Genomic DNA, 22,467 nt, shown 5'->3' on the forward strand with positions numbered 1-22,467 from the left:
AAAGTTAATGCTGGTCAAAAGCTGGAAAAAATTGGAAAATAGGTAACCAAATACCCTGCTATAAATAAGTATGGCAATAGAAGAAGGATATTACAGTGAGATTTGATGGCGTCATTGATGAGCTGGCAGCAACTAAAGGTGTCATGGCGTGTGCTGTCGTGAATTATGAAAGCGGAATGTTGATGGATGGTGTTAGTCCATCAGGTATGGATCTGGACGTTTTGTCTGCTGGCAATACCGAAATCGTGCGTTCGGAGGTTAAGGCAATTGCCCGCCTATATGGTGAGGAGAGTAACGAAGATGTCATAGATGATATTCTCATCAGCTTGCATAAACAGTATTATTTATTGCGGCCGATGAAAAATGTGAAAGGCGTATTCATGTTTATGGTGCTTGACCGCACAGTCGCCAATTTGGGACTCGCACGGCGTGCTTTGAAAGTGGCCGACCGCCATTATCGTGACTAAGCTCAATTAGCTCAAACTGCCCGTTCAGTTTGCTCCCCATGTAACAGCCTCCTTGTAAAAAGGAGGCTGTTAATTTATTGTGCTTTCTGAATCTGTCTGTCATACCAGATTAACAGCTCTGTTGCAGGGACATAGCCAATTAGTGGCTGGCTACGATAGCCGTTACTGTGAATCACGAATAAACCGGGCGGTCCGTACAAACCATATTGCTGCATCATCCGTCGCTGTGCCGGCGTATTGTTGGTAACATCAATCTGTAAAAATCGCTCCTCCTCAATCACCCGTCTGACGGAAGCTTTGTTCAAAGTAAATGCCGTCATTTCCTTGCAGGAAATACACCAGTCTGCATAGAAATCCACCAGTACCGGTTTGTTTGGATCTTCGTCAAACAACTGTTGCATTGCCTGACGCAGTTGTTCTGGCTTTTTGAAATAACGGCCGAAATGCTGGTTGTTAGGAGGCGTTAAAGTTAGAAAGCGGTGCAGAGGCGTGGCATAGTTCACAGCACTTGCTGCCACAAAATAAATACCGCCAATCAGAAACAGTGCACCAGCCACTGCATTAAACCAGCGCTGATATCCTTGCGAGTGATAGCAATGCCAGCCCAGATACAGTGCCGGCACCAGCATGATTAGAGCATAAATAGTCACCACCAGATAGTAATTCAGAAACGGAGTGGCAATATAAGTCGCTGCGCCCAGCAGCATCAGCCCGAACAGATATTTCACACCAACCATCCAGCCTCCGGCACGTGGCATAATGTGCACACCGAATACTGAAATTAGAATCAGCGGAATGCCGGTACCCAGTGCCATCACATACAACGCCATACCGCCCAGCATAGCATCACCACTCTGACCAATATAACCAAGTGCAAAAGCCAGTGGTGGCGCAACACATGGGCCAACAATCAGTGCCGACAGTGCGCCCATCACCAGCACAGACAGCAAATGTCCCCCGCGAAAACGACCACTGGCCTGCTGAAAAAAAACCTGCCAGCGTGTGGGCAATTGAATACTGTACAAATCAAACATCGATAAAGCCAGCAGTACCAATATGGCCGCAGCGGCCAGCACCACTGCCGGCTGTTGCAACCAGCCAGTAAGAAATGCCCCGGTACGTGCCGTGACAATACCCACAATAGTGTAAGTAAAAGCCAGTCCCTGCACATATATAAATGACAGTACAAATGCCCGCCATTTAGTTGTTTTCTGGCGAGAACCCATCACGATGGCCGAAACAATTGGCAGCAAAGGATACATGCATGCGGTTAGGCTCAGACCCATCCCAGCAATAAAAAAGGTCATTAAATTAGTAATTAGCATTGCCCAAGAGAGCTGAAATAGACTATAGCCGCCAGAACTGGCAGACCATTCAGCTGGCGGTGTTTTTTCGGGGGAGCTGGTGAAAGCACTTACATCCGGCTTGTTATGCAGTGCTGGTGACACAATAGGATATTTGCCGGTACGGCTGATGGTTAACGTATTTTCTACCGGAGGATAACAGATGCCAGCCTCCGCACAACCTTGATATGAGAGGGTTAATTCATAAGGCGCAGTTTGTGCACTTGTGGCATAACGCCAGATCACATCAGCATGATCATAGTAAACCTGCTGCGTACCAAAAAACTCATCCTGTTTCTGTGTGCCTGATTGGATAAATTGCGCTGCGGCAAACAGACCAGCCGGTTTTGTAGAAACCTGAATTTTATTTCGGTACAGATAATAGCCTTTGGCAATAACAAAATGTACCTCAATATGCTGATCATGAACGACTAATTGCGGTACAAAAGCCTGCTCTGGTGCCAATAGCGTGTCATTATTATCGGAGGCCAGTACAGGGCTGCTGAGTCCCAGCAGCACAACCAGTAGCAGGAATAACAGTTTTAACAGGGAAACCGTGCAGACACGCAAGCGAGAAGAAATATGATACATAAATGTCACATAAACAGTGTAATTTCAACCTGAACTACAAACAAAGAGAATGGTTGCCGGCAAAACCGTGCAGAGTAACCATTCACTTCCCCCTGTGCTTCTTGACTTTACCCATATAGAAGATACAGATAAGGCTTAAGTCTGAATATGTCAGTTTACGGATATTGTATCAGTGCATAGGCAGAATGATTATGAATTGATTCAAAATTTTCACTTTCCACTGTGAAAGACTGAATGCGAGCATCGGCTTTCAGTGCCGTGGCTACATCGCGCACCATGTCTTCAACAAATTTCGGATTGTCATAAGCATATTCAGTGACATACTTTTCATCTGGCCGCTTCAGCAGACCGTAAAGCTGGCATGAACCCTGCTGCTCCACCAGATCAATGATTTCTTCAATTGCCACCGCCTCAGTAGATATCAGCGTAACTGTAACATGTGAACGCTGGTTATGCGCCCCATATGCTGAAATTTCCTTACTGCACGGACACAGACTGGTTACCGGAATCACTACCTGCAAGCTATGCTGATAAACACCAGCCAGAATTTCACCACTGAGCATAACCTCATAATCCAGCAGGCTAGAAATAGCGGTTACCGGTGCCAGTTTGCGCCGGAAAAAAGGAAAACGTATACTGATTCTACCCGCTGTTGCCTGAAGTTTCAGCAACATATCACCGGTTAGCCGCTGGAGTGCTGCAAAATCCATACTGCCCTGTTGTGCCAGCATTAACTCAATAAAACGCGACATATGCGTGCCTTTCTGTTCGGCTGGCAGCGCCACAGTCATAGTTAAATCAGCTACAGTATGCTGTTCGCCGGCAGCGCTGATAATACTCAGTGGCAGCCGTAAGCCTTTCACACCAACCTGATTGATTGGCATATTGCGTTTATCAACACTGCTCTGCACATCAGCAATAGTATCCATTCTGATGGTTTTCCTCGTGAAACAAATCTGAATCCAGCCAGACCGGCGCAATAAACCACATGAACCGGTGGCGTATAAAGCATAAAATTATACTTTATGGCTTAATTCCGAGCAAACCACTCGGAATTAGAGATGAACAAACAGCCTACTGCCTGATAAGCGGCGTGCGTGCTAAACTAGATACCCGCAACACAAACGCCCGTGACGGCATAACAGCTACCAGAACAGCATAAACAGTAACATATCGGAGAAAATATGAAATTTGCCACACAAACCATTCATTCCAGTTACCAGCCGGAAGAGCATAACCGTGCACTGATGCCACCAATTTACCAGAACAGCATGTTTGCCCTGCATGAAATTGGAGAAAATATCCCGTTCCGTTATGCACGTGTCTCCAATCCAACACGGCAGGTACTGGAAGATACGGTAGCCGAGCTGGAAAATGGTTGTGCCGGCTTTGCCTATGGTAGCGGCATGGCCGGAATAGATGCTGTCTGGCGGACTTTTCTGCGTCCGGGCGATACTATTGTTGCGGTTGCCGATATTTATGGCGGTGCTTACGATCTGCTGACTGAAGTGTATGCACAATGGGGTGTTAACGTCATTTTTGCCGATCTTACCCAGCCGGCCAACCTAGACCGCATACTGGCACAAACCACAGTGAAAATGGTGTGGCTCGAAACCCCGAGCAACCCGTTGCTACGTCTGGTTGATATTGCTGAATTGACTACCAAAGCCAAAGCGGCCGGTGCCATCGTTGGTATCGACAACACCTTTGCCACACCCTACGTGCAACAACCACTGAATCTGGGTGTAGATATCGTATTTCATTCTGCTACCAAATACCTGTGTGGGCATTCCGATGTATTAATGGGTATTGTCGTGGTTAAGGACACGACACACGCCAGATTACTGCGTGCCACCAGTATCAACACCGGTGGCGTGGCCGGTCCGATGGATTGTGCACTGGTATTACGCGGCATCAAAACACTGGTTGTGCGCATGGAGCGGCATCTAGCCAATGCTGCTGAACTGGCCAAACGCTTGCAGCAGCATCCGGCAGTAGAGAAAGTCTTTTACCCCGGCTTGCCTGAACATGAGCATCATGAACTAGCCTGCAAACAGATGCAGCATGGTTTTGGTGGCGTGGTATCAATCTATCTGCGCCACAACAGCCGCGAAGCGGCCAACAGCGTGATTAGAAACCTGCGACTGATTCGCATGGCTGCCAGCCTTGGTGGCGTGGAAAGCCTGATTAACCACAGTGCCAGCCAGTCGCACAGTGGCATGAGTACAGAAGTCAAAGAATCTCTGGGCATTCGTGAAGGCTTGCTGCGCATTTCTACCGGTATCGAAGACATCGAAGATATCTGGAATGATATCAACCATGCACTCAATACCTTGATTTAACCTGTGTAAGTGAAAAATCCGTGCACAATTATTACGACGTATTAAATGTTGCTCAGGGGGCATCCGACGAAGTGATTCGCGCAGCCTATCGGGCTTTGTCACAAAAATACCATCCTGACCGCAATCCTCATAATCCACAGGCACATCAGCGTATGGCCGAGATTAATCAGGCCTATGCCGTGCTATCCGATCCGGAAAAGCGTCACCATCATGATGTGTGGATCGCACGACAAAGCCTACAGGCTCGCCTGTCACCGGCATTGCTATCACGCAGACAGACCCCGTTTGCGCCGCCGGCCTTATTGCCCAACCATCAGGACAAAATAGTTGTTCTGCATGAACACGGCCATGTTTGGTTGTGGATAGTGGGTATTGCCATTCTGATTGCCATGAGTGGCGTTTGGTGGCGACTGGCGCATCCGCCAGTAGAGACGCCACCGGCACAAAGTAGCACAACAGTACAGACTGCACCCAATGGCCAGCTTTTCCCGCTCAAAGCTGCCTATGTGTCCGGCTACCCAGTTCTGCGCCAGCGCGGTAATAACACCATAGTGGTACATGCCACATCCTTGCAATCGCCCGTATTTGCCCAATTATACGAATTGCACGCCGGTAAATTTACCGCTATACGTACCTTTTACATTCCGGCGGGCGAAACCTTTACCCTGCATAAAATCGGCGATGGCAATTTCAGCCTGCAATATCAGCGTATCAACGATGGTAAATGGGCAGTGAGTGATGGTATTGAAATCAACAATACCGAGGCCAGCCGCAAATATCAGGATATCGATATCAGACTGTAAATCAATACCGCCACCGGCTTGCCGGTGGCGCACACAGGAATAACCGCATGCAGGCTGCCACAGAAGCCAAATTTACCCAAGAAACCGTATTGTGGATTAAGCAGCATACCCCGAAACTGCTTACATTCGCCATTACCCGTCCAGAAGCCTATCGTTTCAGTGCCGGTCAGTTTTCGCGTCTGGGCTTTCGTGACGGAGCCGGATTTATCTGGCGGGCTTATTCTATCGTCTCGGCCGAATATGCAGAAACACTGGAATTTTTTGTAGTATTGATTGAGGGCGGAGCAATGAGTGCCAGACTGGCACAGCTACAGGCCGGCGACCATATCCTGCTGGATAAAACCGCCTTTGGCTTTTTACTGCCCGGCAGATTTACCGATGGTGATCAACTGGTGATGCTCAGTACCGGCAGCGGCATAGCGCCATTTTTGTCCATGCTGCAACAGCCGGCTGTCTGGGAGCGTTTCCAGCATATCGGGCTGGTACATTCCGTTTCTCACGCCAGCGAGCTCATTTTCAGCCAGCGCATAAACGACCTAATCAACCATCCCCTGATTGGCGAATATACTGATAAACTGTCTTATCAGCCAGTAGTTACCCGCGAAAACGTAGCAGGAGCACTAAACCAGCGCTTGCCACAGTTATTACAAAATGGCACATTAGCAACGGGATTAGGCCAGACTTTTACCCCTGCGCAAACCCGCTTTATGTTGTGTGGCAATCCAGCTATGGTGGCCGATACCTTTAAGACCTTACTTGATATGGGCTACAGCATGCACCGCAATAGAACACCCGGACAGATTATCATGGAAAACGGCTTTTAAACGATCATATCATCATCTTCATGCGAAGTTTGTTTCCAAGCTGCCAATTATTTTCCAGCATCGTGCTAGCTGATATCGTACCAGTGACTACCTAAACACACTGCAATTAATCTTGCATCTGGATTGATATTCACAATAAGTGGAAACCATAACATTAACATCAGACATCAAAAGTAAATGCCCGATGTCACCAACAAATTACGTTAGTATACAGATATGAATCTGAATCGTTTTGGCAAGAAAAATGCCCAGCTTAATCAGTTGCTGACACAGTCAGCACACTGGCAACGTTTGAGCACCTGCCTTAAACAGGAGCTACCGGCAAGTATGCGAGCCCATTTTAATGTTGCCTGTGTACGAGACGGCTGTTTAGTCGTGATTGCCCATAACAGCATGGCTGCCTCACGCTTACGCATGGTATTGCCAGCATTATTGCCACAATTACAGCAGATTGAGGCCACAATCAACAGCGTAAAAGTTAAAGTACAGCCGCCAGAGTCGAAACCGGAGGCCGTAAAGCGTGCCAGTTTAAGCCCTGTAGCACGTGGCGCTTTAGCGCGCTCGGCACAGGCATTGCCACATCATCCGGAATTGGCAGCAGCATTACGCCGCCTAAGTGAAAAAAGCAGTTAGGCTGATATTTGGTGTGCTGGTGATAACACTTTACCAATTAAAAATCTGGACGCAACAAACCATAAAGTCCTTGAATAATAACGAATTGGTATTCAGCGAAACATGCCATAAATGAAAAGTCCCAATCAGACCAAATATATTAATTTATTTAGCCAAATTTCAATTATTTATTGTTTCTATACCTAAAACCTCTTTTCCCTCTAATGAGTTACCGATAGTAAAATTGAGACAGCTCTAAAATAAATGCGCGAATACAGATTAGTTTTTGGTATTCCACAATACAATGGTTTTGCTAATCTTTAATTTATTAATTTTTATTTGAAAGGCTGCTACTAATGTTATATATTTACAAACGCTTATAAATGAATTGTGAAAATAGGAGGAATTAAATGGCAATATATCTTATTTCGTATGATTTAATCAAAACTAAGGACTATAAAAAATTATATGACGCGATAATGTCATATCAACGTTGTGCTCGTATTACTGATTCTCTCTGGGCTATAGTTTCGAGAAAAAAGCAGTAGAAATCAGAGATTTTTTAAAAAAGCATATAGATAATCATGATAAGTTATTCGTTTGTAAAATAAACGGTGAAGCTGCTTGGTTTAATTTAAATAAAGATGTTAGTGGCTGGTTAAAAAAATCTATAGTTAAATTTTGACGTGAGCTGTAAAGCTCACTTAAACTTGAAAATTCTGGATTGAATTTAAAGTCATTATTTAATGTAATAGCGACTTTTCCATATAACAATCTTAAAATAGAAAGAATATCTGATACAACAAGCGAAGTTATGATTTAGCTTGAACCACTACATATGGTGCATCAGGCACTGACAGCGATTTAACAATATCAAATGATATTTGAATAAAATATATTTACTATTTAAGCAAGCCTAACTCAGTATAATAGACTGCCTTTCTGATTAAATACCACATAATTTAATTATTATCATTCAAAGCAGAAATATGAGAATACCGCACAAACTCTTATGCAGCTTATTACTTATGTTTAATTTATCTGCATGGGCAGCAGCCACAAAAACGAATACCACAGCAGGAACGCAATTTGAAGCAGCACTATTGTGCCAAGCCGCACCAATTGATGCACGTGATTCAGGTATAACTACACAGCTTAATAAACAAAAAATTGCAGTAAAAAATCTCGAAAAAGACGGCCTTATTAATCTGGAATATCGCTTTACTAAACCGCTACAGATTGCAAATACTTCCGTTTCTGTTGTTCGATATCTGGGCGATAGCGGTTCATACTTTTTTGCCATAGCCAAAGGAGATATGGCTAGGTTTGCTAAATCTATTAATGCTAAACCCGTACCGGCTCAGTTAAAAGAAACTCTTTCTTGGGGCGATATAAATCAGTATTATCAATATACAACTGACGTAACTGCTGATAATCCCTATCCAGATACTATTCTTATCGGCAGCGACAAAACTTCGAAACAGGGTGAATTTTATTTTGGCTGCTTACGATTTGATTATTAAGCATATTAAAAATAAAACCGTACTATAATATAGTCTTTGTAGCTAAAATTAACCATACTTAATATATTTTAACCACATCATTGTCTGCATCTTTATTTAATAGTTGTTTGTGCTGAAAATAATACCTTTTTATATTCACATTGTTGTATTAAGCACAGCAGCGGCTGCATCTTTTACCATAGACAGTGCTTGGAAATAAACATTTCACCATAATATTAACCACCATAAACAGCAATTTGTCACTTCAAAAAACAGTTACTGATTGCCTATAATTAATATAAGCATGCAAACAGCCATACAGCAGCATAGATGATTGTGTTAAAATTTCCCATTTCATGCTTACTTTTTATTGCGCCTGCTGGTGCCGGACTATTGATTTATGTTGAAAAACTTAGCAAAAAAAATTCTCGGAAGCCGCAACGACCGGCTTTTGAAACAATATCGTAAAGAAGTATCCAAAATCAATGCGCTCGAACCCAAAATTCAGGCGCTGAGTGATACCGAACTACAGGCTAAAACTGCTGAATTCAAACAACGTCTGGCTGATGGCGAAAAACTCGACAACCTGCTGGTAGAAGCATTTGCCGTATGCCGCGAAGCTAGCCAGCGTATCCTTAACATGCGCCACTTTGATGTTCAGCTTATCGGTGGCATGGTACTGCATCACGGAAAAATTGCTGAAATGCGTACCGGTGAAGGAAAAACACTAGTAGCCACCACTGCCGTTTATCTCAATGCCCTGACCGGCCGAGGTGTGCATGTAGTTACCGTAAATGATTATCTGGCTGCCCGTGATGCCAGCATTATGCGTCCGTTGTATGAATTTCTGGGCATGACAGTTGGCGTTATCGTCAGCAACATGGATCAAGAAAATAAAAAAGCAGCTTATCAGGCCGACATCACCTATGGCACAAACAACGAATATGGCTTTGATTACCTGCGCGACAACATGGTGCTCGACCCGAGTGAAAAAGTACAGCGTGAACTGTCATTTGCCGTAGTTGATGAAGTTGACTCCATCCTGATAGACGAAGCACGTACCCCACTGATTATTTCCGGCCAGGCCGATGATAACGTTACCCTGTATCAGGTAATGAACCAGATTCCGCCACAACTGATTGCGCAAAAAAGCGAAGAAGGAGAGGGTGATTACTGGGTAGACGAAAAAGCACGGCAGGTTATCCTCAGCGAGCAGGGACATGAACACGCTGAAGAGATTCTCAGCAACATGGGGCTGTTACAAGACGGCGATTCCCTGTATTCCACCACCAACATCATGCTGATGCATCACCTGATGGCTGCATTACGTGCTTATACCCTGTATCAGCGTGACCAGCATTACGTCGTACAGCATGGTGAAGTAGTCATTGTTGACGAATTTACCGGTCGCCTAATGGCCGGCCGGCGCTGGTCTGATGGACTGCATCAAGCAGTAGAGGCCAAAGAGGGCGTGGAAATCAACAAAGAAAATCAGACACTGGCTTCCATCACCTTCCAGAATTTCTTCCGCCTGTACGACAAACTGGCAGGCATGACCGGTACGGCTGATACCGAAGCATTTGAATTTCAGAGTATTTATGGTTTAGAAACCGTTATCATCCCGCCAAACCGCCCGATGGTACGCAAAGACTTAAACGACCAGATTTACCGTTCCAGCGAAGAAAAATACGAAGCCGTTGTTGCCGATATCAAAGAGCGCCATGCCAAAGGGCAGCCGATACTGGTCGGTACTACCAGCATCGAGAACTCCGAGCTGGTATCCGCGTTACTGGATAAAGAACATCTGCAACACAACGTCCTCAATGCCAAAGAACATGCGCGTGAAGCCGATATTATTGCTCAGGCTGGCCGGCCAGGCATGATTACCGTAGCCACCAATATGGCAGGCCGCGGTACTGATATCGTTCTTGGTGGCAACATCAAGCCACAGATAGAGGCTATCACTGCCGATGACAGCCTTACCGAAGCAGATAAGGCAAGCAGAATCGATGCATTACAACAGCAATGGCAACGCGACCATGATGCCGTAATTGCCGCCGGCGGCTTACACATCATCGGTACCGAACGGCATGAAAGCCGCCGTATCGACAACCAGTTACGTGGCCGTGCCGGCCGGCAGGGTGATGCCGGCTCCAGTCGCTTTTATCTATCGTTTGAAGACCCGTTACTGCGCCTGTTTGCCCTTGACAGAGCCACCGCCATTCTTAATCGTCTGGCTCCCGAACGCGGCGTAGCCATAGAGGCTGGTATGCTCAATCGCCAGATTGAAGGTGCGCAGCGCAAAGTGGAAAACCGCAATTTCGACATGCGCAAACAAGTACTAGAATACGATGACGTAGCCAACGATCAGCGTAAAGTTATCTATCATCAGCGTGCCGATATTCTGGCCAGCAACGACATCGACAGCCTGATGCAGGAAATTCGCCATGATGCCATCGTTGATACCGTAGACAGCTTTATCCCGCCAGACAGCATGGAAGAGCAGTGGGATATTTCCGGCCTCGAACAAAAACTGGCTGCTGATTATCACATCAATGTTTCCATCAGCGACTGGCTCAAAGAAGACAACAGCCTCGACAACGAAACCATCTGCGAACGATTATTGGACATTGTCGAAAAAGATTACGCCCATAAAGTTGAACTGGTTGGTATCGATGCCATGCGCCGATTCGAACGCGACATCATGCTGCAAATCATTGATAACCGCTGGCGCGAACATCTGGCTGATATGGATTACCTGCGTCAGGGGATTCATCTGCGCGGCTATGCCCAGAAAAATCCGAAACAGGAATACAAACGTGAAGCATTTGAAATGTTTCAGGCCATGTGGCGCAATATCCGCAGTACCGTTGCTTCCCTGCTGATTTCCGTACAGTTCGAACAAGAGCAGGCAGAAGAACAGCCAGAAATATTGACTGCTGCCAGTAACGAAAATCAAGATTTCAGCCCCAAAGCCATGGAAGCGCTCGGTATCATCGTGCGCCGTAACGATCCCTGCCCATGTGGCAGTGGCCAGAAATACAAACAGTGTCACGGCCGCCTGTGATTACAGCTAAACTTCATTAACATTAACAGGCTGTCAATCTGATGACAGCCTGTTAGCGTATTTGCACCAGTCACAGATAAAATAAATCAATATACATTTATTAAAGTGAATACTCTAAACACCATTGAACAGCACAGCAAATTGTCTTAAAATTCACACCTTACGCCAGAGGCCAGAGCATAAAATGTGCCTGAACGGCAACAGATAGCTGGCGTGTTTTCGGTTTACGCTAATAATACCGCTTTCCTTAACCATGGATAATTAATGGCAGCCTACAACACACAAACAGTCCTGTCCGTACACCACTGGACAGATGCATACTTCACATTTACCTGCACCCGTGACGAATCATTGCGCTTTCAGAATGGCCAGTTTGTCATGATTGGCCTGATGGTAGACGGCAAGCCGCTAATGCGTGCTTACAGTATCGCCAGTGCCAACTGGGAAGAAGAGCTGGCTTTTTTCAGCATCAAAGTACAGAATGGCCCATTAACCAGCCGTTTGCAGCATCTGAAAGTAGGTGATGAAGTTCTCGTGAGCAAAAAGCCCACCGGCACCCTGATTGCTGGTGATCTCAATCCCGGGAAAAACCTATATCTACTGTCTACCGGTACCGGTTTGGCACCTTTTCTCAGCGTTACCAAAGACCCCGATATCTACGAACAGTTTGAAAAAATCATCCTGATTCACGGCGTACGCTACAAAAAAGATTTGGCTTATTACGACCACTTCACCACCGAATTACCCAATCATGAATATCTGGGTGAAATGGTGCGCGAAAAACTGATTTACTATCCCGTCGTTTCCAGAGAAGACTTCATCCATCACGGGCGCCTGACTGATTTAATGAAATCCGGTAAACTCTTTACCGACATTGGTTTGCCACCAATTAATCCGGCAGACGACCGCGCCATGATTTGTGGTAGCCCGGAAATGCTCAAGGATAGCTGTGAAACACTCAACAGCTTTGGTCTAACCATCTCTCCGAAAATGGGGCAGCGTGGTGACTACGTTATCGAACGCGCATTTGTTGACCAATAAAACCAGCATCTTACAGGCAGCCATCATGATCCGATGTGCTGCCTGTTTTACCTGCCGGCAAGCCACAGCTGACCATACTCCTTAAATTCCGCCCACAGAACCATCCATGCAAAACTTAACCGCCCTGCTAATCATCCTGATTCCCCTGCTTGCAGGATTTTGCATACCCGTCCCAGCGCGCGTCATAAACTGGCTCAACTACGGCTTGGCATGGCTGGTATATCTGATATTATTCCTCATTGGCCTGTCACTGGCCAAAATCCCCAGCCTTGGCGCACAGCTGGCCAACATCAGCCTTACCGTAGGCGTACTGTTTCTCTGCCTGATAGCCGCCAATTTATTGGTATTTATCTGGTTTGACCGCCGCTACCCGTGGCATCTGAATCGACAGCAACCAACCGGCCAGAGTGGTGACATCAGCATTGTAGGCAGCCTCAAACAAGTTGGCAGCCTGCTTATCGGACTGATAGCAGGTAACTACCTGTCTTTCAACTGGTTAGGTGATCCGCAGGCTGCCGTCAACAAAGCCTTACTGATACTACTGTTACTAGTAGGTATGCAGTTGCGCAGTAGTGGCATTACCCTGCAACAGGTATTTCTCAACCGTCGCGGCGTTATCAGTGCCGGACTATTTACCTTCGCGAGCCTGCTTGGCGGCCTGATATTCGCCCTGATTATGCCTGATGTATCCATCAGCAAAGGACTGGCGCTTAGCAGTGGCTATGGCTGGTATTCACTTTCCAGCATTATCATGAGTAAAGCCTACGGCGCAGTCTGGGGCAGCATCGCCTTATTTAATGATCTGGCACGTGAATTTTTTGCCCTTATCTTTATTCCCATACTGATGCGCCGCTATCCCACTACTGCCGTCAGCATTGGCGGTGCCACCAGCCTTGATTTCACCTTGCCTGCTATTCAGGCTTCCGGTGGCATTACCGCTGTTCCTCTGGCCATCAGCTTCGGCTTCATTGTGAATATTACCGCGCCAATACTGATGGTAGTTTTCTCATCACTTGGATTTTAGCCAAGATACTGCTTTACTACTTAGCTAGATATTATTGTTTAAGCCTTTTACATAGTCCGCACCAGAAACGCAACTATCTTCGCCCGTAATAAAACTAGTTAGCACAGAAATAATAACTATTTTCCTATCCAATAAGATTTATACCTCATCGCACCAGCCATAAATAACATCACACAGATTAATATCAACTTGCAGAAATTGCTCAGCACAACCAAGCTGTTATCAAAAATTTCAGCAGAAAAAGATAAATTATTAAAATTTAAATATTATTTAAAAATTCGATAATAATACTCATTCTCTTTAAAATATAATATTTGCATAGATTGATAAGCGTAAATTCACCGTATCAACATAGAGATTAAAATTTATCAATACAGATTAATTGAATCATCCAAATAAATAGCTACAATGGAAAAATAGCATGATTAAACTGCGTACATGGTTTAATATATATAAATAATATAATAATTTAATTAAAATCAAAAATACACAAAATATACTTAGAATTAAGTAGCAACAAACAACATCCAGCTACAACTTGCGTGCAGATAATAGACCTAGCCCATACTCTGCTGTACAACAGATAGTTTAATTATACTTCGAATACATTAATCTCATATTGATAATCAATATGGCAAAATAACAGCTTTGCACAAACCATATTTCAGTAATAACTAATGTAAAATGCGATAACCCAGCTTACTTTATTCTTAAATCATAATAGTTGTAACCACTTTTTATCAAAATCTAAAATACAATTATCAATTCTATACTATTTAAAATATTTTATTTATTAATAAATTTAATTAATAACAAAATAAAGATTAAAATAACTATTTACCGGATACCGTTATTATTAACCAATAATTAACTAACAACATCATCATATATAGTAAAATCTGTTTGAAATAGTAAACACATGTATAAAATTTGGTAATTAATAAATTACTGATTTTAAAAATTAAAATATTAATAGCTTGGCTACTTCATTTTAAATTAGCTAAATAAAGCTTTTCTAATAGCAGTAAATGCCTGTTGAGAGTAAATTAAAGCCCTAAAGTACTAAAACTTTATTCAGCAGCAACTAAATTAAAAATATACAAGCTCAAAAATAGATAAAGAAAGAGAACTTTTATGTTTACGTGGTATCAAGAGGCATCAAGAAATGAGAAAAAAACCTTTTTGGCCTGCTTTAATGGCTGGGCACTGGATGCGCTGGAAAATCAAATATTTGGTTTAGCTATTCCATTACTGCTTGTCTATTTTGCCATCAGCGAAGAGCAGGCCGGACTACTCAATAGTACCACGCTGGTCACGTCGGCCTTGGGCGGCTGGTTCGCCGGCGCCCTTTCCGACCAGTACGGACGCGTAAAAACATTGCAAATCATGATTATATGGTTTGCAATTTTTACATTTATGGCTGCATTTGTAACGGATTACTACTGGTTATTAGTGTTGAAAGCTTTACAGGGTTTTGGTATCGGAGGCGAATGGGCGGCAGGTGCCGTACTCATGGCAGAAACCACTTCCAGCCAGTATCGCGGTAAAGTCATGGCAATAGTGCAGGGTGCTTGGGCAGTAGGATGGGGATTATCAATCTTACTGTTTTCCGTAGTCTTAAGTCTGGTACCAGAAAATATCGCTTGGCGTATTATGTTTGCTGTAGGCTTACTGCCGTCATTATTAATCTTTTATATATGCAGGCATGTACAGGAACCAGAAAAACAAATAGTAGCAGTACAGAAAACCCAAGATAAACAATCCATAGCCCAAGCAATGTTTGGTATTTTTTCACCCTCACTGATTCGCAACACCTTACTCGGAGGTTTAATAGGTTTTGGCGCACATGGCGGCTATTATAGCATCATGTCATGGTTGCCTACCTACCTGACAAAAGAATGCAACCTTTCCATGTTTAATTCCAGCCTCTATCTGGCAGTGATTATATTTGCTTTCTGGTGTGGCTGTATGGCCAGCTCTGTCCTGCTTGATAAAATTGGCAGACGTTTTAATATTGTCTTGTTTGCTATCTGCTGCGTTATCACCGTACGCATTTACCTGCTTGTTCCCCTAACCAATACCCAAATATTGTTTCTTGGCTTTCCACTGGGATTTTTTGCTGCCGGTATCCCCGCCAGCCTTGGTGCATTGTTTAATGAACTCTATCCACAGCAATGTCGTGGTTCCGGTGTCGGTTTTTGTTACAACTTCGGTCGTATTCTATCCTTAATATTTCCATTTCTGGTGGCAAACATGAGTGCATCCATGTCTCTGGGTTCATCTATTGGCATCTATACCAGCTGGGCTTACTCAATTGTAGTGATTAGCGTCTTAATGCTACCGGAAACCAAAGGACGTGATTTAAACCAAATTAATCCAGATGGTCAGATTTCTGATAAATAAAAACAAGAAAGAAAAAACAAGTGACAAGCGGTACAGCTGGCCGCTATACGCATGTATTTAATTTGGTTTTCACCAAAGTAGCCGGCCGACGCATACACCAGCACAAAATACATCAGTAGCAGACTATCTGGTTCATCGGCACGATATCGGCTGTACCCATTGTACAGGTCATGCCCCCGTCTTAATGGCGTAGCCTGTATCTATCCCACAACTCCCCAGCCTGAGCGGCAAGCAAAGAGTAGGGCAGGCATCGTGGGCATACGCCTGAACGTTATAAACGGCACACTACCCGAGCGCCAATCGGCTCCATAGCAAAACCTGCTCGCCAAAATCAAAACCCTTAACAGGCACGTGCAACTGCATTGGCGCAGTAACAAACCAGACACCATGATTACCACCTTGCTCAAACACCAAATCCGCGTAGTAGTCGACCACTTCGGCCGGTCAGCGGATAGCGTACCCGCTCGTGATAACAGTTTGCAGCAGCTATTGCAATGGGGATATAGCGGAATGGTGTAGTGCAAACTTTCCGCGCTATACCGCATCAGTGCTGCCGCCGCCGACGCATAAATTTTTTGCCGCCGCCATCCCTTTATTACTTGAAAATTTCGGCAGCCACCGCCTGATGTGGAGCAGTGACTGGCCGCACACCCAGTACGAACAACAAATTAACCCCGAGTATCTGATTACCCAATTAAATATACAGTTACAAGATAAACAACTGGCACCAGCCTTATTGTGGGATACACCAGCAAAACTGTTCAGATTTATCCAAAATTTTGCTTAGTAGCAGTGTCGGCGACATTACCCAACATGGATTACACAACGTATCGCCCACGTGAATCTGCATACTAACGGTAAACTGAATAGCAAAAAGCGGCAGCCAACTTACCAGCATTGACGGTTATACCTGAAAATTATCATGCATAAGCAGATACCGGTACCCGTGTAGATAATCAGACTACTAATAACTGGAGATTAATAGCCAAAAATTTAGCGTTCAGAATCCGCACGCCATAACGCACAGAATATCGCGACTGTGATAAAGCAAGTTAGCAGCAATATAGCCAAGCAAAGCAAAAAGAGTGATATCAACAAACCAGCCTATAAATTTGCAGCTTCAAATACTGCAAATCTGCCTGTGCAAAACATCACATAAAAGCCTTGCCATCCACCGCCAATAATCAGCTCCGCTTTCTTAAACGGCACAGCTAAAGTACATCTGAATAATGCCTACCGGCAACAATATCAGCCGCTTAAAAAAAATGCACACACAGGATATCGGCATTAACCCATGAGCCAGCAGTTTAGATTCAATAACGAAACAGCCATTAACAACCGCCTCAAAAGCAGCAAAACCGGCTGCCCAGCAGTGCCGATGATGACAAACTGCCTGATTATTCCAAGCGTACACCAAAACAAACCCACAAACCGCCTTGCCGGCGGTTTATCGCTTAGATCCAACAACGCAGCCAGTTGTAAGTCGCAACTAGATTCCTGATTCTGGGGCATAAGTACTACAGCCAAAAATGTACAGGCTGTATGGCGATGCAGTATCAGCCAAGGTTATCAGCAGATTTTTCTGCCGGATTCACGTAGCAGCATTGTCCAGCTTGAATGAAGTAGAAATTTCAATAGCTTGTTTTATAAGTAATAATGTATATATATTGGCTTGATATCGTCCAAGCATTGGCAGACTTTTTATTAATTTTTGTTTTTTAGTATCATCGAACTCATATTCTCTTACATACTTATCAATTATTTCCTCATTAGAAAAGCTTGGATCGGGTTCGACAACAGTTAAAAGTATGAGTTCTAAAAATTCAAAATAATAACCATTAATATCAATATCAATATAAGTAGGATATTGAGAATTAATGTTTTTCAGTGCTTTATCAACAAAATTATTTTTATTATTTTTATTCAGACTGTTATATAAATCTGGAAATTTTAGTTTGAGCACAATTAAAAAGCATAACAGGTAATAATCATCTTTTTTAAATTGATTATTTGTTCTTGCTACAATATTGAGAATATTACAAAGAGCTTCTTGTTCCCTCAATGTTAGTTTGTATAAACCAATCATATACTTTAATACCAGTACAGTAAGGCAAGAAGTATTCGACTCTAAATGTTTATCAAGTGAAAATTTTTGCAGTAACTTATCAATAAAATTAGATTCATTCAATATTGGTAACAAATAATCAAAATCAATAAACCGGCGCAGATATCCATTAACATCCAGCCCCTGCCCATACACAGCCCTGATAGAATGGCCTAGCTGAGTTTTATCCGTAGCCAGCACAAAAATAATATTATCCACATTAAACAGATGTTTGGCCTTTTCCAGTACCTCAATAGCAAAATTAGGACGGCAGCGATCCAGTTCATCAATAAAAATCACCAGCGGCTTGTGAGCGTCGCCATCCGCATAGCAGCGAGCCAGCTCGCTTAAAGCCTCTTTGAAGCTGCCCAGTGTCTTGCGTGATTCTTCGTATTTGGTAATCTGTTCTTTTACCAGTGATTCACTTAGATTACCAAATGCTGTAGATATTTCATCGGCACTGATTAAGCCGCCACTAGCCGCTTTAATGCCCAGATTGGCCATAGCGGGGGCAGCAGCTTTAGTAAAATTGACCGCAAGTTTATAGAGATGTCCCAATATTTTTTCTGCGATTGTTTTATCTTCACCCACTAGTTCCTGTATGGATAAACCAATCTCCCCAATCAACGCAATCAGCGCATCATCCGTATAATCACTTTCCCATGCATTAAAATAAATAGTCGGGATATTCTGATTTTTCAGATATTGCTGCCACATCTTAATAAAAGTGGTTTTACCCTGTCCCCAGCCGGCATCAATACACAGCACAATCGATTGTTCATAGCTGGTAATAAATTGGGTCAGAATTTCAATATTGGTTTTTCTATCCAGCACATCGTTTTTAAACGGATCAGTGGCATCAATTTCCACTTGCTGGCATTTCTTCATGCTCATAATCTGCTTATTCCCTGTATACTAATGGCCGGCTATTAGTCACCGGCCATTTTGCTTCATCTAATTATTGCGCCATTATAATGGTTTATGGCATTAAAAATGGCAATGATATCTGGTGAATCACAGAAAATTGGCGCAAAACATACTAGTCAGCTGGTTTTGTGGCACAAATACAAATACCCAAGTATTAACTGGCCATTAAATATTATCCATACGCCATTAAACTCCCAACAGTCGGGCAACAGTATTAACCCAGAAAAGAAAGAACCATCCAGCCCCTGCCGAATATTCCCTTTCTAAATAACAAGCTGATTTGTAAGTAAAGGTATGGCAAAAGTAAAGTCTGGTTGCAGCCGCGCATTTAGCCCCTGATTGCGCTATAAAGCCAGCAGACAAACTTGCTTTTTGTCCATACTGACCTTATGTGTAACATAAACCGCCCAGCGCGGTTTTAACTGTTTTAACCACAGTTATTTTTCTTGGGTTGAATTTATTTTCAGGTTACAAACTTATGGATGTTATTCAGTATCCCGGTAGTGTGTTTAAACTGCATCAGCCGTTTCCGCCGGCTGGTGACCAGCCTACAGCAATTCAAGGATTGCTGGAAGGACTGGAAGACGGACTGGCCAGCCAGACCCTGCTCGGCGTTACCGGTTCGGGTAAAACTTTTACCATGGCCAACGTCATTGCCCAGAGCGGCCGGCCGGCCATCATCATGGCACATAACAAAACACTGGCCGCACAGCTATATGCAGAGATGCGTGAATTTTTTCCAGAAAACGCCGTCGAGTATTTTGTTTCCTACTATGATTACTATCAGCCGGAAGCCTACGTACCCAGCCGTGACCTGTTTATCGAAAAAGACTCAGCTATAAACGAACATATCGAACAGATGCGACTGAGCGCCACCAAAAGCCTGATGCAGCGGCAGGACGTAATCATAGTGGCCACCGTATCGGCAATCTACGGTATTGGCGACCCCAACGAATACCATCAAATGATTCTGCACCTGAAAGAAGGGCAGAAAATCGACCAGCGCGACATCATCGCCAGACTGGTAGCCATGCAGTATGAACGTGGTGACATCGACTTTGCCCGTGGCTCCTTTCGCGTGCGCGGTGACGTGATTGATATCTTTCCCGCTGAAAGCTCCGAGCTGGCCTTGCGTGTTAGCCTGTTTGACGACGAAGTCGACCGCATGCAATTATTCGACCCCATATCCGGCAGCCTGCAACAGCGCGTTGGCCGCTATACCGTATTCCCGTCCAGCCACTACGTTACCCCGCGCGACACCGTTTTGCGCGCCTGTGAGCACATCAAGCAGGAGCTGGGCGACCGCATCAAATGGTTTACCCATGAAGGGCGGCTGGTAGAAGCCCAGCGCATCGAACAGCGCACCCGCTTTGATCTGGAAATGCTTTACGAAATGGGCTTTTGCAAAGGCATTGAAAACTACTCACGCCACTTTTCCGGTAAGCCGGAGGGCGAACCGCCACCTACCTTAATGGATTACCTGCCCAAAAACGCCCTCATGTTTATCGACGAAAGCCACGTTACCGTCAGCCAGATTGGCGGCATGTACAAGGGCGATGCCTCACGCAAGCAGAATCTGGTAGATTACGGCTTTCGCCTGCCATCTGCCCGCGATAACCGCCCGTTAAAATTCCATGAATTTGAGCGCGTTATGCCACAAACCATCTTCGTATCTGCCACACCGGCCAAATACGAAGAAGAACATGCGGGACAAGTAGTGGAGCAGGTAGTGCGCCCCACCGGCCTGATTGATCCGGAAATCATCATCCGCCCTGTGGCCACACAGGTAGATGACTTACTGTCTGAAATCAATATCCGTCGCCAGCAGGGCGAGCGCGTACTCGTTACCACCCTCACCAAACGCATGGCCGAACAGCTCACCGATTACTACGCCGAGCTTGGCGTAAAAGTGCGCTACCTGCACAGCGATATCGACACCGTAGAGCGCGTAGAAATCATCCGTGACCTGCGCCTTGGTCTGTTTGATGTACTTGTCGGCATCAACCTGCTGCGGGAAGGGCTGGATATTCCCGAAGTCTCACTGGTGGCCATACTTGATGCCGACAAAGAAGGCTTTCTGCGCAGCCATCGCAGCCTGATACAAACCATCGGCCGCGCTGCACGCAACGTAAACGGCAAAGCCATACTGTATGCCGACAAAATCACCGATTCCATGAAAGCCGCAATTGATGAAACCGAGCGGCGCCGCGCCCGCCAGATAGCCTTCAATACCGAACACGGCATCGTACCGCAGCAAATCAAAAAACAGGTACGCGACCTTATCGATGGCGTTTATCACGACGAAAACGGCAGCAAAGGACGTGGTCGCAGCAAGCTCAAAGTAGGCGAAATCCACAACGAAGACGATGCCGTAAAAGAAATCGCCAAACTTGAAAAAGCCATGCAGGCTGCCGCGCGTGATTTACAGTTTGAAGAAGCCGCCCAGATTCGCGACAAAATCCGCGCCATCAAAGAAAACCTGCTGTTTGGTGCCAGCGAAACTTAAGCAGCCAGAATTGACTACCGGCAAAACAGCTCATCGCCCATCTTGCCGGTAGTCAAAACACAACAGTGTCACCAAATCGGCATACAAGCTGCACAGCGTAAATTACCCCCTCCATACCGCTATTTCAAGTATACTCAAAACAACAACCGCATGTCCGCATGCAACCTAACAACTGCGCACAGCCAGCCAACAGGGGACAGCACCATGCAACACCCGCACACACATCAGCCATCGGCATTAGCACGACTACCAAAACTTATCCTGCAAACCATAGCCAGCATCGTCACTACTTGCGTATTCTACATCCTAATATTCTGCTGGTTCGCTAACAGCGGTGTGCCATTTAGCCAACTTAGCCTGCCCACTCAAGACGATTTCGGATTCATATTATTTATACTGATAGTGACTTGGTTTTATAACACCATCCCCTCACTGCTGGCCGGCATATTCAGTTGTTATATTATTCACAAACAGCCACGTTATCTTATCAGCATTGGCGCCGCCATCGTTGCCTTACTATGCGCACTGTTACAAGGCTTATTTTTATCGACATGGCCGGCGGACTGGCTAGTGATACTGCCTAACGTACTGGCCGTTGCCCTCGTAACCCTGTATTTTGCCCGGCCAAAGTCACAGGCACCAGAGCATTAACCACCCGTACATTCCATTGTCTTTAATTTGCTTATTCGATAAATAATTGTATTAACATGGCAAACTAAAACCACAACAATACAGCTACAATCATCCACAGCTACCCTAAAATAGCCTTGTCATATATAAAATCAATCGAATAATCAATTAGCTGTTATTTAATCAACCATTTCAGCTTGGCATAAATCCTATTTAGCTATTGCTGCCGGCAAACAAAAGTGCTTAAATTAAGCCCATATTATTGTCAATGATTTAAGTCA

General features: G+C 44.6%; 18 protein-coding genes. 15 read left to right on the forward strand and 3 right to left on the reverse strand.

The genetic code is table 11. The features are described 5' to 3' along the window. The first annotated feature begins 95 nt into the window (after nucleotides 1-95). The gene (locus tag J6578_RS05300; RefSeq protein WP_239365870.1) at nucleotides 96-467 is read left to right on the forward strand and encodes a hypothetical protein; all 372 of its coding nucleotides are present in this window, start codon (nucleotides 96-98) and stop codon (nucleotides 465-467) included. Nucleotides 468-541: 74 nt separating this feature from the next. Here J6578_RS05300 and dsbD read toward each other — a convergent pair whose 3' ends face one another. Next, nucleotides 542-2,401, reverse strand: a complete 1,860-nt coding sequence (gene dsbD, locus J6578_RS05305) for a protein-disulfide reductase DsbD (RefSeq protein WP_287954058.1) — start codon at nucleotides 2,399-2,401, stop codon at nucleotides 542-544. Nucleotides 2,402-2,556: 155 nt separating this feature from the next. Next, nucleotides 2,557-3,330, reverse strand: coding sequence for a GTP cyclohydrolase FolE2 (gene folE2, locus J6578_RS05310; RefSeq protein ID WP_287951131.1), 774 nt, complete (start codon nucleotides 3,328-3,330; stop codon nucleotides 2,557-2,559). Between the two features lie 255 nt (nucleotides 3,331-3,585). Here folE2 and J6578_RS05315 point away from each other — a divergent pair, with 255 nt between their 5' ends. From J6578_RS05315 to J6578_RS05370, 12 genes are all read left to right on the forward strand, one after another. Further along, entirely contained in the window at nucleotides 3,586-4,743 is a 1,158-nt protein-coding gene (locus tag J6578_RS05315) for a trans-sulfuration enzyme family protein (protein WP_093093285.1), read from the forward strand. 20 nt (nucleotides 4,744-4,763) lie between these two features. Beyond that, nucleotides 4,764-5,546, forward strand: coding sequence for a J domain-containing protein (locus J6578_RS05320; RefSeq protein WP_287954059.1), 783 nt, complete (start codon nucleotides 4,764-4,766; stop codon nucleotides 5,544-5,546). A gap of 47 nt (nucleotides 5,547-5,593) precedes the next feature. Then, nucleotides 5,594-6,370 carry a ferredoxin--NADP reductase gene (locus J6578_RS05325; RefSeq protein ID WP_239349053.1) on the forward strand — a complete coding sequence of 259 codons (777 nt, stop codon included), beginning with the start codon at nucleotides 5,594-5,596 and terminating at the stop codon, nucleotides 6,368-6,370. A 216-nt stretch (nucleotides 6,371-6,586) separates the two neighbouring features. Further along, nucleotides 6,587-7,003 (forward strand): DciA family protein, encoded by a 417-nt coding sequence (locus J6578_RS05330; protein WP_100121464.1) that lies wholly within the window; start codon nucleotides 6,587-6,589, stop codon nucleotides 7,001-7,003. Between the two features lie 1,007 nt (nucleotides 7,004-8,010). Beyond that, a complete protein-coding gene (locus tag J6578_RS05335) occupies nucleotides 8,011-8,505 on the forward strand; it encodes a hypothetical protein (RefSeq protein ID WP_239428044.1) in 495 nt (164 codons plus the stop codon). 379 nt (nucleotides 8,506-8,884) lie between these two features. Further along, nucleotides 8,885-11,551 (forward strand): preprotein translocase subunit SecA, encoded by a 2,667-nt coding sequence (gene secA / locus J6578_RS05340; RefSeq protein WP_239365848.1) that lies wholly within the window; start codon nucleotides 8,885-8,887, stop codon nucleotides 11,549-11,551. Nucleotides 11,552-11,815: 264 nt separating this feature from the next. Further along, the gene (locus tag J6578_RS05345) at nucleotides 11,816-12,592 is read left to right on the forward strand and encodes a ferredoxin--NADP reductase (protein ID WP_100150378.1); all 777 of its coding nucleotides are present in this window, start codon (nucleotides 11,816-11,818) and stop codon (nucleotides 12,590-12,592) included. 106 nt (nucleotides 12,593-12,698) lie between these two features. Then, entirely contained in the window at nucleotides 12,699-13,616 is a 918-nt protein-coding gene (locus tag J6578_RS05350) for a LysO family transporter (protein WP_287951129.1), read from the forward strand. Between the two features lie 1,134 nt (nucleotides 13,617-14,750). Continuing rightward, nucleotides 14,751-16,019 carry an MFS transporter gene (locus J6578_RS05355; RefSeq protein WP_287954060.1) on the forward strand — a complete coding sequence of 423 codons (1,269 nt, stop codon included), beginning with the start codon at nucleotides 14,751-14,753 and terminating at the stop codon, nucleotides 16,017-16,019. Nucleotides 16,020-16,370: 351 nt separating this feature from the next. Beyond that, nucleotides 16,371-16,538, forward strand: a complete 168-nt coding sequence (locus J6578_RS05360) for a hypothetical protein (RefSeq protein WP_287954061.1) — start codon at nucleotides 16,371-16,373, stop codon at nucleotides 16,536-16,538. A 28-nt stretch (nucleotides 16,539-16,566) separates the two neighbouring features. Next, the gene (locus tag J6578_RS05365) at nucleotides 16,567-16,806 is read left to right on the forward strand and encodes an amidohydrolase family protein (protein WP_176715097.1); all 240 of its coding nucleotides are present in this window, start codon (nucleotides 16,567-16,569) and stop codon (nucleotides 16,804-16,806) included. 507 nt (nucleotides 16,807-17,313) lie between these two features. Continuing rightward, nucleotides 17,314-17,520, forward strand: a complete 207-nt coding sequence (locus J6578_RS05370; protein ID WP_239428039.1) for a hypothetical protein — start codon at nucleotides 17,314-17,316, stop codon at nucleotides 17,518-17,520. Nucleotides 17,521-17,610: 90 nt separating this feature from the next. Here the strand turns inward: J6578_RS05370 and J6578_RS05375 are convergent, their stop codons facing one another. After that, complete coding sequence (locus J6578_RS05375; protein WP_287954062.1) at nucleotides 17,611-19,017, reverse strand: KAP family P-loop NTPase fold protein; 1,407 nt, start codon at nucleotides 19,015-19,017, stop codon at nucleotides 17,611-17,613. Nucleotides 19,018-19,528: 511 nt separating this feature from the next. On the opposite strand from J6578_RS05375, the gene uvrB reads away from it, so the two are divergent. Both uvrB and J6578_RS05385 read left to right on the forward strand, forming a co-directional pair. Further along, nucleotides 19,529-21,556, forward strand: a complete 2,028-nt coding sequence (uvrB, locus tag J6578_RS05380) for an excinuclease ABC subunit UvrB (protein WP_093093261.1) — start codon at nucleotides 19,529-19,531, stop codon at nucleotides 21,554-21,556. Nucleotides 21,557-21,760: 204 nt separating this feature from the next. Continuing rightward, nucleotides 21,761-22,207: a hypothetical protein gene (locus tag J6578_RS05385; protein WP_287954063.1), complete on the forward strand. Its 447-nt coding sequence runs from the start codon at nucleotides 21,761-21,763 to the stop codon at nucleotides 22,205-22,207. Nucleotides 22,208-22,467: the final 260 nt, after the last annotated feature.

This window comes from Snodgrassella sp., from assembly GCF_024103505.1.
GTDB lineage: Bacteria > Pseudomonadota > Gammaproteobacteria > Burkholderiales > Neisseriaceae > Snodgrassella > Snodgrassella communis.

Excerpts from the sequence above, each read along its gene's own strand:
- dsbD (WP_287954058.1), bottom strand. The coding sequence starts at position 2,401 with ATGTATCATATTTCTTCTCGCTTGCGTGTCTGCACGGTTTCCCTGTTA.
- folE2 (WP_287951131.1), bottom strand. The coding sequence starts at position 3,330 with ATGGATACTATTGCTGATGTGCAGAGCAGTGTTGATAAACGCAATATG.
- J6578_RS05315 (WP_093093285.1), top strand. The coding sequence starts at position 3,586 with ATGAAATTTGCCACACAAACCATTCATTCCAGTTACCAGCCGGAAGAG.
- J6578_RS05325 (WP_239349053.1), top strand. The coding sequence starts at position 5,594 with ATGCAGGCTGCCACAGAAGCCAAATTTACCCAAGAAACCGTATTGTGG.
- J6578_RS05330 (WP_100121464.1), top strand. The coding sequence starts at position 6,587 with ATGAATCTGAATCGTTTTGGCAAGAAAAATGCCCAGCTTAATCAGTTG.
- J6578_RS05335 (WP_239428044.1), top strand. The coding sequence starts at position 8,011 with ATGTTTAATTTATCTGCATGGGCAGCAGCCACAAAAACGAATACCACA.
- secA (WP_239365848.1), top strand. The coding sequence starts at position 8,885 with ATGTTGAAAAACTTAGCAAAAAAAATTCTCGGAAGCCGCAACGACCGG.
- J6578_RS05345 (WP_100150378.1), top strand. The coding sequence starts at position 11,816 with ATGGCAGCCTACAACACACAAACAGTCCTGTCCGTACACCACTGGACA.
- J6578_RS05350 (WP_287951129.1), top strand. The coding sequence starts at position 12,699 with ATGCAAAACTTAACCGCCCTGCTAATCATCCTGATTCCCCTGCTTGCA.
- J6578_RS05355 (WP_287954060.1), top strand. The coding sequence starts at position 14,751 with ATGTTTACGTGGTATCAAGAGGCATCAAGAAATGAGAAAAAAACCTTT.
- J6578_RS05370 (WP_239428039.1), top strand. The coding sequence starts at position 17,314 with ATGAGCCAGCAGTTTAGATTCAATAACGAAACAGCCATTAACAACCGC.
- J6578_RS05375 (WP_287954062.1), bottom strand. The coding sequence starts at position 19,017 with ATGAGCATGAAGAAATGCCAGCAAGTGGAAATTGATGCCACTGATCCG.
- uvrB (WP_093093261.1), top strand. The coding sequence starts at position 19,529 with ATGGATGTTATTCAGTATCCCGGTAGTGTGTTTAAACTGCATCAGCCG.
- J6578_RS05385 (WP_287954063.1), top strand. The coding sequence starts at position 21,761 with ATGCAACACCCGCACACACATCAGCCATCGGCATTAGCACGACTACCA.